Source organism: Pseudomonas onubensis (genome assembly GCF_965653655.1).
Classification (GTDB): Bacteria; Pseudomonadota; Gammaproteobacteria; order Pseudomonadales; family Pseudomonadaceae; genus Aquipseudomonas.
The window spans coordinates 1-12,163 of record NZ_CBFHAZ010000145.1; the positions used below are offsets into that span (position 1 = coordinate 1).

Here is a 12,163-nt window from a genome sequence, read left to right on the forward strand (position 1 = left end):
CGAATGCGGTGGGTCAGCCACCCTAGATGCTTGCTGATACACCGCATTCGCGAGCAAGCCCGCTCCCACACTTGATCGCACGCGCCATTAAGAATGGCTTTTCAAAGGCTGAATCGAGTCAGTAACAGCGGTAACACCCCACTCGTAACAATGCGGTAACACATCCAATTGACTTCCCGTGTCCTCATCACGACTATAGGCGTCCCGCTGCCGCCAACCCGGCGCTGAAGGGCGCAATCCAGGCCTTATAAGCACTGCTCTCAAGACAGTGCGCCTGTATAAACGAAGACTCACGCGCGTTACTCGCTGTTTCCAAGCGCCTGAACGAGGACCCTTTCCATGCCAGACATTACCCTGACCACCTTGCAGAGCCTGAAGCTCAAAGGTGAAAAAATCACCATGCTGACCTGCTATGACGCCACCTTCGCCCACGCCAGCTGCGAGGCCGGGGTTGAAGTGCTGTTGATTGGCGATTCACTGGGCATGGTTCTTCAAGGGAATGACAGCACCCTGCCGGTCACCACTGACGAACTCGCGTACCACACGGCCAGCGTCAAACGCGGTAACAATGGCGCCTTTATCATCGCCGACCTGCCGTTCATGGGTTACGCCACCGTTGAACAAACCTTTCAGAACGCCGGCAAGCTGATGCAAGCCGGTGCCCACATGATCAAAGTTGAAGGAGCGGTATGGCTGGCGGAATCGATCCGGCTGCTGGCTGAGCGCGGCGTTCCGGTGTGCGTGCACATGGGCCTGACACCGCAGTCGGTGAACATCCTCGGCGGCTACAAGGTGCAAGGTCGCAACGAAGCCCAGGCGCGCCAGATGCGTGCGGATGCGATTGCCCTGGAACAAGCCGGCGCGGCGATGATCCTGCTTGAATGCGTGCCCAGCGAGCTGGCAGCAGAAATTACCCAGGCGGTTAAAGTGCCGGTGATCGGCATTGGCGCAGGTTCGGCCACCGACGGCCAAGTACTGGTGGTACATGACATGCTCGGCCTGTCGCTGACCGGCCGTGCGCCAAAATTCGTGAAAAACTTCATGGCCGGCCAAGACAGCATCCAGGCAGCCCTGGCGGCTTACGTGCGTGAAGTCAAAGCCGTGACCTTCCCAGCCGACGAACACGGGTTCTCTGCATGAACACCGTGAAAACCGTAAGAGAACTGCGCGCCGCCGTCGCCCACGCGCGCAGTGCCGGCAAGCGCATTGGCTTTGTGCCCACCATGGGCAACCTGCACAGCGGCCACGCCACCCTGGTGACCAAGGCCGCACAGCAATCGGACTTTGTGGTGGCGAGCATTTTCGTCAACCCGTTGCAGTTCGGCGCCGGCGAAGACCTCGACAAGTACCCGCGCACGCTGGCGGCCGACCAGGAAAAGCTGCTGCAAGCCGGTTGCAACCTGTTGTTTGCACCCACCGTCGACGAAATGTACCCCGGCGGCATGACCGGCCAGACCCGCGTAAGTGTCCCGCAACTGTCCGAAGGCCTGTGCGGCGCCAGCCGGCCCGGGCACTTCGAAGGTGTCGCCACGGTGGTGAGCAAGCTGTTCAACATGGTCCAGCCGGACATGGCCGTGTTTGGCCAGAAGGACTACCAGCAACTGGCGGTCATCCGCGCCATGGTGCATGACCTGAACATGCCGATCCAGATCATCGGCGAGCCTACCGTGCGTGCCGCCGACGGCCTGGCGCTGTCATCGCGCAACGGTTACCTCACCGAAGAACAGCGCGCGATTGCGCCGGTGCTCTACCGCAGCCTCAGCCAGATTGCGGCGGCTATAAAGGGCGGCGAGCAGGATTTCGCCAAGCTGCGTGCCGAGCAGATCACGCAGATTGAAGCTGCCGGGCTGCGCATGGACTACCTGGAAGTGCGCCAAGGCGTGCACCTGCGCGCGGCCACGCCTGAGGATCGGGATATCGTCATCCTCGTGGCGGCCTACCTGGGTGCGACACGCCTGATCGACAACCTGCATCTAACCCTCAACTGACCCCGCCAGGCACTTCGCCTGTTGCCCTGATCGCTGCGTCGGTATAAAAAAGTACCGGCGACAGCGCAGACAAAGCCAAGACATATCGACACGCTAGGTTTAATGTAATCGCCCTGCGCCATTGTTGGCGCTGACCGGACTCAAACGCCTGATGAAAGACTCAACGTTCCGGATTTAGAAGTGTCCTAAAGGCAAGTCCCCGTAATAAAAGGAAACCCGCAGCGATGGCGTACTACCGCACTCCTCATGACGTTACCGCTCTGCCCGCTTGGCAAGCGCTCAATCAACATCGCCAAGCCATGCAGGATTTCAGCATGCGCGACGCGTTCAATGCCGATCCCCAGCGCTTTTCCCAGTTCACCTTGAGCAGCTGCGGGCTTTTCCTCGATTACTCGAAAAACCTGATCACCGCCGAAACCCGCGCCTTGCTGGTGAACCTGGCCAATGAAGTCGGCCTGAAAGACGCGATCAACGCGCTGTACGCAGGCGAACCGGTCAACTCTTCCGAAGGTCGCCCCGCCCTGCACACCGCGCTGCGCCGCCCAGTGGGCGACAAGCTGTCGGTCAACGGCGTAAACATCATGCCGGACGTGCACAAGGTGTTGAACCAGATCACTGACCTGGTCGGCCGTATCCACGACGGCCTGTGGCGTGGTTACACCGAGAAGCCGATCACTGACGTGGTGAATATCGGCATCGGTGGTTCGTTCCTCGGCCCTGAACTGGTTTCCGAGGCCTTGCTGTCCTACGCCCACAAAGGCGTGCGCTGCCACTACCTGGCAAACATCGACGGCAGCGAGTTCCACGAGCTGACCCAGAAGCTGCGCGCCGAGACCACGCTGTTTATCGTTTCGTCCAAATCCTTCAACACCCTTGAAACCCTGAAAAACGCCCAGGCCGCCCGCGCCTGGTACCTGGCCCAGGGTGGCTCGGAAGCCGAGCTGTACCGTCACTTTATCGCCGTATCGAGCAACAACGCAGCGGCTGTGGCGTTCGGTATCCGTGAAGAGAACATCTTCCCGATGTGGGACTGGGTCGGCGGCCGTTACTCGCTGTGGTCGGCCATTGGCTTGCCCATCGCCCTGGCTATCGGCATGTCCAACTTCAAAGAGCTGTTGTCCGGTGCCTACACCATGGACCAGCACTTCCAGAACGCCTCGTTCGAGCAAAACATGCCGGTGCTGCTGGGCCTGCTGGGCGTGTGGTACGGCAACTTCTGGGGTGCGCAGAGCCACGCGATCCTGCCGTACGACCACTACCTGCGTAACATCACCAAGCATTTGCAACAGCTGGACATGGAGTCCAACGGCAAAAGCGTGCGCCAGGACGGCACGCCGGTGTCCACCGATACGGGCCCGGTGATCTGGGGCGGCGTCGGCTGCAACGGTCAGCATGCTTACCACCAGTTGCTGCACCAGGGGACCCAACTGATTCCGGCCGACTTCATTGTGCCGATCGTCAGCTTCAACCCGGTGTCCGACCATCACCAGTGGCTGTATGCCAACTGCCTGTCCCAGAGCCAGGCACTGATGCTCGGCAAGACCCGCAGCGAAGCCGAAGCCGAACTGCGCGAAAAAGGCCTGCCGGAAGCTGAAGTGCAGAAGCTGGCACCGCACAAGGTGATCCCGGGCAACCGCCCGAGCAACACCATCGTGGTCGAGCGTATCAGCCCACGTCGCTTGGGCGCGTTGGTCGCCATGTATGAACACAAAGTGTTTGTACAAAGCGTGGTCTGGGGCATCAACGCCTTCGACCAATGGGGCGTGGAGCTGGGCAAGGAGCTGGGCAAAGGTGTCTACAACCGCCTCACCGGCGCCGAAGAAACCCTGGCTGACGATGCGTCGACCCAGGGCCTGATCAACTACTTCCGCGGTCGTCACCGCGGCTGAGGCCGGTACACCAAGGCCAACGTCCGTTTGGACGTTGGCCTTGAACCCTCTCCCCACAGCGTGCATCTTTATGCCTTGTCGCCAAAACAAGAATAAGGACCGCTCATGTTCGATATCAGCACATTCCCCAACGCCGATGCCGTCCGCCAGGCCGCGCAGCTCAGTCAAGACGAGTACCAGCGCCTCTACCGCCAATCCATTGAGCAACCCGATACCTTCTGGTCCGAGCAGGCCAAGGGCTTTCTCGACTGGATCAAACCCTGGCACACCGTGCAACACTCGGACATCACTACCGGCGCAGCCCAGTGGTTTGCCGGCGGCCAACTGAACGTCAGCTACAACTGCATCGACCGTCACCTGGCGCAACGCGCCGACCAGCCGGCCTTTATCTGGGAAGGCGACGATCCTGCAAAGTCCGCCAAAATCTCCTACCGCCAGCTCCACCAGAACGTCAGCCGCCTGGCCAATGTGCTGAAAAGCCGTGGGGTGAAAAAAGGCGATCGGGTGTGCATCTACATGCCGATGATCCCGGAAGCCGCCTACGCCATGCTCGCCTGCACCCGGATTGGCGCGGTGCACTCGGTGGTATTCGGCGGTTTCTCTCCAGACGCCCTGCGCGACCGCATCCTCGATGCCGACTGCCGCACCGTGATCACCGCCGATGAAGGCGTGCGCGGCGGCAAGCCGGTGGCGCTGAAAAAGAATGTCGACAAAGCCCTGGCCAGTTGCCCGAACGTCAGCACGGTGCTGGTGGTGGAGCGCACCGGTGCGGAGCTTGACTGGGTAGCAGGCCGCGACCTCAAGTATCAAGCCGCCCTGGACGCCGCCAGCGCTGATTGCCCGCCCGAGCCGATGGACGCCGAAGACCCGCTGTTTATCCTCTACACCTCCGGCAGTACCGGCAAACCCAAAGGCGTGTTGCACACCACTGGCGGCTATCTGCTGCAAGCGGCGATGACCTTCAAGTACGTGCTCGACTACCGTGACGGCGAAGTGTTTTGGTGCACCGCCGACGTGGGCTGGGTCACGGGCCACAGCTATATCGTGTACGGCCCGCTGGCCAATGGTGCGACGTCGCTGATGTTCGAAGGCGTGCCGAGTTACCCGGACAGCTCGCGCTTCTGGCAGGTCATCGATAAACACCAAGTGAATATCTTCTACACCGCGCCCACCGCACTGCGTGCGCTGATGCGTGAGGGCCACGGGCCGCTGCAGAATACCTCGCGCGCCAGCCTGCGCCTGCTGGGCAGCGTCGGCGAGCCAATCAACCCGGAAGCCTGGGATTGGTACTTCAACGCCGTGGGCGAGCAACGCTGCCCGATTGTTGACACCTGGTGGCAGACCGAAACCGGCGGCATCATGCTCAGCCCGCTGGTCAGCGCCCAACGAATCAAACCCGGTTGCGCGACCCAACCGATGTTTGGCGTGCAACCCGTGCTGCTGGATGAGCACGGCAAGGAGTTCAGCGGTGCCGGCAGTGGCGTGCTCGCCATCAAGGCCAGCTGGCCGGGGCAGATCCGCAGCGTCTACGGCGACCCCCAGCGCATGCTCGACACCTATTTCAAACCCTACCCCGGCTACTACTTCACCGGCGACGGTGCGCGCCGCGATGAAGATGGCGACTACTGGATCACCGGTCGCATTGATGACGTGATCAACGTGTCCGGCCACCGCATCGGCACCGCCGAGGTGGAAAGCGCGCTGGTGCTGCATGACCAAGTGGCCGAAGCCGCTGTGGTCGGTTACCCGCACGACGTCAAAGGCCAGGGCATCTATGCCTTTGTCACCCCCATGAACGGCGTCGAGCCCAGCGATGCGCTGAAAAAGCACCTGCTGGAGCTGGTCAGCAAGGAAATCGGCAGCTTTGCCAAGCCGGAACTGATCCAATGGGCACCGGCCTTGCCGAAAACCCGCTCGGGCAAGATCATGCGGCGTATTTTGCGCAAGATCGCCTGCAACGAACTCGACAGCCTCGGCGACACCTCGACCCTGGCCGACCCGAGCGTGGTGGACGGCCTGATCGACAAACGCCTGAACCGATAGGAGCCACCCAGAGTCGCCATGGAATTTATCCGCAGCCGTATCGAAACCCAGCTGATGAGCCTCACCGGCTTGTCACTCGGCCAGTTGGACCTGGAAAATCCCAAGGGCGACCCCGGCCTGTTCGGGCCGGACTCTGTGAGCTGGCAGGTGCATGGCGACTTCAGCAGCATGCTGATCGGCGGCATCAGCGCGTTGATGCTGCAAGCCTTGCACCCGCTGGCCCTGGCTGGCGTGTGGGACCATTCAAACTTTCGCCAGGACATGCTCGGGCGCTTGCGCCGCACCTCGCAGTTTATTTCCGGCACCACGTTCGGCTCACGCCAGGACGCCGAATGGCTGATTGAAAAGGTGCGCACCATCCATCTGCAAGTGGTCGGGCATGCACCGGATGGGCGAGCCTATGCGGCCAGTGACCCGGAACTGCTGACGTGGGTGCATGTGGCGGAGGTCAGCAATTTTCTGGCGGCACACCTGCGTTATCGCAACCCACATCTGTCGGGCCGTGATCAGGACCGCTATTACACTGAAATTGCCTTGGTAGCGGAGCGACTGGGCGCACGCCACGTTCCGCGTTCACGCCAGGAAATTTCGGATTATCTGGCGCGCATTCGTCCACAACTGCTGTGCGACGATCGCAGCCGCGAAGTGCTGCGCCTTCTGGTTAATGCGCCCGCGCCCAGCACCTTGGCCAAGCCCTTTGGCAGCTTGATGATGCAGGCCGGTATCGATCTGCTGCCGGATTGGGCAAGTGCCATGCTTGAGCAACACCAGAGCCCGCTGCAACGCCAAATGATCCGCGCCGGGGTCAAGCGCAGCGCGCCCTTGCTGCGTTGGGCCATGCGCAATGGTTCGGTGCAACGCGCCCAGCGGCGGATGGGGTTGATGTAGCCCGGCGCCTATAACTGTTAAACTTCGCGCCCTCTTTTACCCGCAAGGCGCGCTCCATGACTCCCTTGAATCAGGCGCTGCGCGCCGCTCTCAACCATCGCCAAGACCTGATCAACGAGCTGCACGCCCTAGGCACCGACTGCTACCGGTTGTTCCATGGCAGCCAGGAAGGCGCCGGCGGCTTGACCATTGACCGTTATGGTCCGCAATTGCTGGTGCAAACCTTCCACCAGTCACTGCAAACCGAGGCGCTGCTGGACCTGCATCAACAGGTCAACCAGTTCATGGGCCTGGAATTGCAGTTGGTGTACAACGACCGCTCCCGTGGCAACTCGCGCATCGACCGTGAAGACACGGTGTACCGCGCTGAGCCTGCCGCTCTGGAAGATCAGGTCGGCCACGAGTGGGGCCTCAACTACCGCGTACGCGGGCGCCATGCCGGGCAAGACCCACTGCTGTTCCTGGACCTGCGCAATACCCGTGGCTGGGTCAAGGACCACAGCGCCGGCAAAAGCGTGCTGAACCTGTTCGCCTACACCTGTGGCGTAGGCTTGAGCGCCGCAGCCGGGGGCGCGCGTGAGGTGTGCAACCTGGACTTCGCCGAAGGCAACCTGGCGGTCGGGCGCGAAAACGGTCTGCTCAACCCGCAATTGCCGACCATGGAATTTGTGCAGTCCGACTACTTCCCGGCGATTCGCCAACTGGCCGGCTTGCCGATCACCCAACGTCGCGGGCAGAAGCTACCCAGCTATCCACGCCTGGAGCAGCGCCAGTTCGACCTGGTACTGCTCGACCCACCCGCGTGGGCCAAGAGTGCTTTCGGCACCGTCGACCTGCTGCGCGACTATCAGAGCCTGCTCAAGCCCGCACTGCTGGCCACCGCCGACAATGGCGTGCTGATATGCTGCAACAACCTGGCAAAAGTCAGCATGGATGACTGGCGTGAACAGGTGCTGCGATGCGCCGAAAAAGCCGGCCGTCCGGTACGCGAGTGGCAAATCATGACGCCGGGTGCGGACTTCCCTTCGCAAGATCAACAGCCACCGTTGAAAACCCTGATCCTGCAGTTGTAGTACTTTTCCCAAGGAGCCCAGTACTTCGGAACCGAAAACCCGTGCCATACTCCAAGGCACTCTCGTTCTACATAGATGGCGTCACTCATGCCCAAAGGATTGATCCGCGCCGCTGGCGCCTTGTTGACCGCCCTGGCTCTGTACAGCTTGCTGGGTTTTCTGATTCTGCCGGGCATTGCCCTTCGCATTGCCAACCAACAACTGGCCAATTACGCCACGGTGCCTTCCCGCATTGAGCGCATCGAGCTCAACCCGTTCAGCCTGGAGCTGACGCTGTGGGGCTTGAAGATTGGCGAACCGGGCAAGGAACAAGTCGGTTTCGAGCGCCTGTACGCCAACTTGCAGATCGACAGCCTGTGGACGCGCGCGCTGCACCTGGCCGACGTACAACTGGACCAGCCGAAGACCGAAGTGCTGTTCGACAAAACCGGCCAGTTGAACCTGGCGCAGCTGTTCAAGCTGCCGCCGAGTGAGCCGACCCCGGCCGACCCGAATGCCAAGCCGTTCCCGCTGCGTATCGACAGCATCAAGCTGGCCGGCGGCTACGTGTACTTTCGCGACCTGCGCCCCAGCGAGCCTATTGAATTCCTCTATGACAAACTCGACTTCGAGCTGAAAAACCTCAGCACTTTGCCCGAAGACAACGCCGACATGACCCTGGTGGCCGCCGGCCCTGAAGGCGGGCAGATCGACTGGAAAGGCAATTTCAGCCTGGTGCCGATTACGTCCGAAGGCACCCTGAAAGTCACCGACGGCAAAATGAAAGCCTGGTGGCCGTATGTGCGTGACGCCCTGCCGCTGGTGCTTGAAGACGGCGTGCTGAACTTCAGCACCGACTATAAATTCAGCCTGGCCAAAGAAACCGAACTGAACCTGACCAACACCGCTGCGAGCATCGCGCCCTTTGCGATCAAGGCGCCGGATGGCCGGCCACTGGTACGCCTGGAACGCCTGGACGTCAGCGAAACCACGGTGGACCTCGCCAAGCAGCAAGTGGTGGTCGGCAAGATCCGCAGCAACAAGCTGGAAACCTGGGCCGCCCGCGAAGCCGATGGGCAACTGGACTGGCAGAAACTGTTCGCCAGCCAACCAAGCAAACCAGCCAAGGAAATCAAGCCTGCCAGCGCGCCAGCGACCGCCGACACGCCAAACGCCGCACCTGCCGCACCGAGCAAGCCCTGGCAAGTACTGCTCAAGGACGTGCAACTGCGTAACTATCAAGTGCACCTGGCGGACCGTGCTGCGAAACCGGCAGTTGCGTTGGAGTTAGGCCCGCTGAATGTCGATGTGCAGAACTTCGACAGCCTCAACAAGAGCCCCTTTACCCTGAAGGTCGACACCGGCCTGGGCAAGCAAGGCAAAATCAGCGCAACCGGCGAGGTCAACCTCAACCCGGTGAGCGCCAAGTTGAAAGTGAACACCCAAGACATCGACCTGCGGGTCGCACAATCCTATATCAGCCCGTTTATCCGCCTGGAACTGCGCAGCGGTATGCTGGGCAGCAACCTGGATGTGAACCTCAAAAGCACCGAGCCATTGGCGCTGCAGGTCACCGGCCGCGCTCAGGTTGACCAGTTGCACACCCTGGACACCCTCAAGACCCGCGACTTCCTCAAGTGGCAGCGTCTGGTACTCGAAGGCGTGAACTACCAGCACGGCGACAGCCTGTCGATCGACAAGGTCAACCTGCTGCAGCCGTATGCGCGCTTTATGATCAACGATGACCGCACCACCAACATCGATGACTTGCTGATCCCGCAACCGGCTGACAGCGGCGCCAAGTCGGCGGCCAAACCGGCGGCGAGCAAAGACAAGCCATTGGGCATTCATATTGGGCAGATTGCGATCAACGATGGCTCGGCCAACTTTGCGGACTTCAGCCTCACGCCCAACTTCGCCACGGCTATCCAGCAACTCAACGGGCAGATTGGCACTATCGACAGTCGCCAGGCCAAACCGGCCAGCGTCGACATCAAGGGTAAAGTGGATCGCTACGCGCCGGTGACGATCAAGGGCAGCGTCAACCCGTTTGACCCGATGGCGGCGTTGGATATCGCCACCAGCTTCAAGCGCGTCGAACTGACCACGTTGACGCCGTATTCCGGCAAGTTCGCGGGTTTCCGCATTCGCAAAGGCCGGCTTAACCTCGATTTGCATTACGTGATCACCAAAGGCCAACTGAAGGCTGAAAACAAGGTGGTGGTTGAGCAATTGCAACTGGGTGAGAAGGTCGACAGTGCCGATGCCGTCGATTTGCCGATTCGCCTGGCTATTGCGCTGCTCAAGGACTCGGATGGCAAGATCTCCATTGAGCTGCCAGTGACGGGCGACTTGAACAACCCGCAGTTCAGCGTCATGCCGATTGTGTGGCAGACCCTGCGCAACCTGGTGGTGCGTGCAGCCACGGCGCCGTTCAAGTTTATCGGCGGCCTGGTCAGCGGTGGCGGCTCGCAAGACCTGGGTAACGTGTCGTTTGCCGCAGGCTCCAGCGAACTGAACAAGGATGCCGAGGGTGCCCTGAACACCTTGGCCAAGGCATTGAAAGAGCGCCCTGCCCTGCGCCTTGAGATTGAAGGCACGGCAGCCGCCAGCAGCGATGGCCCGTTTATCGCCGCAGATCGCCTGGAGCGTGAGTACCAGTACAACTACTACAAAATCCTCCAGCGTCGCGGCGACAAAGTGCCAGCCCAGGCTTCCTTGCTGGTTGTGCCGGAGAAGGAAAAAGCGCCCTTGCTCGAAGGCATCTACCGCACCCGTCTCAAGCAACAACCGCCGGCTGAGTGGAAAGACCTGAGCAGCGATGATCGCACCGCGAAGCTGCGTGATGGTTTGATCAAGTTCTGGGGCGCCAGTGATGTACTGCTGCGCCAACTGGGGCAGGACCGTGCCAGCACTATCAAGGACTACCTGGTGGACAAAGGCCAGTTGGAAGATGACCGCGTGTACTTCATAGATGCAAGCCTGGGGCAGGCGGAGAAAGATGGTCGGGTGGTAACGCCGATGCATCTGGATGCTGAGTAACATTCAACTAAAACAGATCTAAATGTGGGAGCGGGCTTGCTCGCGAATGCGGTATATCAGGCACATTTTCCAGTGACTGACACACCGCATTCGCGAGCAAGCCTGCTCCCACAGTTTTATTTCCACCGGCCATACAAATGTATTCCAGGCCTGAATAGAACAGGCCCCGACACAAGTGCCGGGGCCTGTAATGACCACATCCGTGTGGTCGGTCGCATGAACTCCAGAGGTGCATCGGGTGGATATCTAACTCACCCTAAGCCGCCGCCGTCTAGCTCAGACGATGCTTGTAGCGTTACTGAACGGTCAGACCATCAGCCGATACAGATTTAACGCCTTTGATTTTCTTGGTGATCGCAACTGCAGTGTCTTTCTGAGCCTGGGTCACAGCAGCAGTCGACGACAGCGACACTACACCGTGGTTGGTTTCGACTTTGATGTCGGTACCAGGAATACCTTTCTCGGTGACCAGATCGGATTTCACTTTAGTGGTGATCCAGGTGTCCGAAGTACTGGTCTTGGCTTTGTCGACGTTGTCGGCTTTAACCGCGCCGCCAGCCAGCAGGCCGTCAGCGGAAACAGCGGTAACACCTTTGATTTTCTTGGTGATCGCTACAGCAGTGGCTTTCTGCGAGTCAGAGATAGCGACTGTGGAGGACAGGGAAACCACGCCTTTGTTGGTTTCAACCTTGATGTCCGAACCAGGAATGCCTTTCTCGGTCAGCAGATCAGCTTTTACTTTGGTGGTGATCCAAGTGTCCGAAGTGGACTCTTTAGCCTTGGTCATTTCACCGGCCGCCAGGGTCATTGGGGCTTGGGAAGTCTGAGCAAAGGCTACGTTAGCACCCATGGCCAGAGTCAGAGCGGTAGCAGTAGCGAGAGCGAACTTCTTCATACGAGTAACTCCTGTTTTATTAAAAGTCTGCAGTGCGTAAACCTTGATACTGCAGCGTTAACAGGGTTATTGCAGGCAGTGTGCCAAGTCGCCAATCCGAATTAAATCCTTTATAAACAATAACTTATGAAAATAGGTAATTTTCGAAATCGTGCATCTTGCATGAAGTCGATCGTGCCTGCATGCAAGTTGCGGTTTTTGGGATTTACTAAGCGACTGATTTCCCGGCACTTTCCCACGGGCATAGAGTAGGAGGCGGATTCACATCCGCCGTCCTCTCACACCACCGTACGTACGGTTCCGTATACGGCGGTTCAGGTTATGCGGTTAAGCCGGTTTATCGTATCCAGTATTGAGACCAGTCCG

General features: G+C 59.9%; 8 protein-coding genes. 7 read left to right on the top strand and 1 reads right to left on the bottom strand.

Going from position 1 to position 12,163, the window contains the following annotated elements:
* The first annotated feature begins 339 nt into the window (after positions 1-339).
* From panB to ACTD9P_RS27830, 7 genes are all read left to right on the top strand, one after another.
* Positions 340-1,140, top strand: coding sequence for a 3-methyl-2-oxobutanoate hydroxymethyltransferase (gene panB / locus ACTD9P_RS27800; RefSeq protein ID WP_438870159.1), 801 nt, complete (start codon positions 340-342; stop codon positions 1,138-1,140).
* Positions 1,137-1,988, top strand: coding sequence for a pantoate--beta-alanine ligase (panC, locus tag ACTD9P_RS27805; protein WP_438870160.1), 852 nt, complete (start codon positions 1,137-1,139; stop codon positions 1,986-1,988). Before panB ends, panC begins: the two co-directional genes overlap by 4 nt.
* A 224-nt stretch (positions 1,989-2,212) precedes the next feature.
* Positions 2,213-3,877: a glucose-6-phosphate isomerase gene (gene pgi / locus ACTD9P_RS27810; protein WP_065911187.1), complete on the top strand. Its 1,665-nt coding sequence runs from the start codon at positions 2,213-2,215 to the stop codon at positions 3,875-3,877.
* A gap of 105 nt (positions 3,878-3,982) precedes the next feature.
* Positions 3,983-5,920, top strand: a complete 1,938-nt coding sequence (gene acs, locus ACTD9P_RS27815) for an acetate--CoA ligase (protein ID WP_438870161.1) — start codon at positions 3,983-3,985, stop codon at positions 5,918-5,920.
* An 18-nt stretch (positions 5,921-5,938) separates the two neighbouring features.
* On the top strand, positions 5,939-6,808 hold the full coding sequence (locus tag ACTD9P_RS27820; protein ID WP_438870162.1) for an oxygenase MpaB family protein: 870 nt from the start codon (positions 5,939-5,941) through the stop codon (positions 6,806-6,808).
* A gap of 56 nt (positions 6,809-6,864) precedes the next feature.
* Complete coding sequence (locus ACTD9P_RS27825) at positions 6,865-7,881, top strand: class I SAM-dependent rRNA methyltransferase (protein ID WP_438870163.1); 1,017 nt, start codon at positions 6,865-6,867, stop codon at positions 7,879-7,881.
* A gap of 87 nt (positions 7,882-7,968) precedes the next feature.
* Positions 7,969-10,902 (top strand): DUF748 domain-containing protein, encoded by a 2,934-nt coding sequence (locus tag ACTD9P_RS27830; protein ID WP_438870164.1) that lies wholly within the window; start codon positions 7,969-7,971, stop codon positions 10,900-10,902.
* Between the two features lie 295 nt (positions 10,903-11,197).
* Here ACTD9P_RS27830 and ACTD9P_RS27835 read toward each other — a convergent pair whose 3' ends face one another.
* Positions 11,198-11,797: a BON domain-containing protein gene (locus ACTD9P_RS27835; protein WP_200431513.1), complete on the bottom strand. Its 600-nt coding sequence runs from the start codon at positions 11,795-11,797 to the stop codon at positions 11,198-11,200.
* Between the last annotated feature and the right edge of the window lie 366 nt (positions 11,798-12,163).

Bases quoted from the DNA above. Each gene is read 5' to 3' on its own strand.
- ACTD9P_RS27820 (WP_438870162.1), top strand. From the start codon at position 5,939: ATGGAATTTATCCGCAGCCGTATCGAAACCCAGCTGATGAGCCTCACC.
- panB (WP_438870159.1), top strand. From the start codon at position 340: ATGCCAGACATTACCCTGACCACCTTGCAGAGCCTGAAGCTCAAAGGT.
- pgi (WP_065911187.1), top strand. From the start codon at position 2,213: ATGGCGTACTACCGCACTCCTCATGACGTTACCGCTCTGCCCGCTTGG.
- panC (WP_438870160.1), top strand. From the start codon at position 1,137: ATGAACACCGTGAAAACCGTAAGAGAACTGCGCGCCGCCGTCGCCCAC.
- acs (WP_438870161.1), top strand. From the start codon at position 3,983: ATGTTCGATATCAGCACATTCCCCAACGCCGATGCCGTCCGCCAGGCC.
- ACTD9P_RS27835 (WP_200431513.1), bottom strand. From the start codon at position 11,797: ATGAAGAAGTTCGCTCTCGCTACTGCTACCGCTCTGACTCTGGCCATG.
- ACTD9P_RS27825 (WP_438870163.1), top strand. From the start codon at position 6,865: ATGACTCCCTTGAATCAGGCGCTGCGCGCCGCTCTCAACCATCGCCAA.
- ACTD9P_RS27830 (WP_438870164.1), top strand. From the start codon at position 7,969: ATGCCCAAAGGATTGATCCGCGCCGCTGGCGCCTTGTTGACCGCCCTG.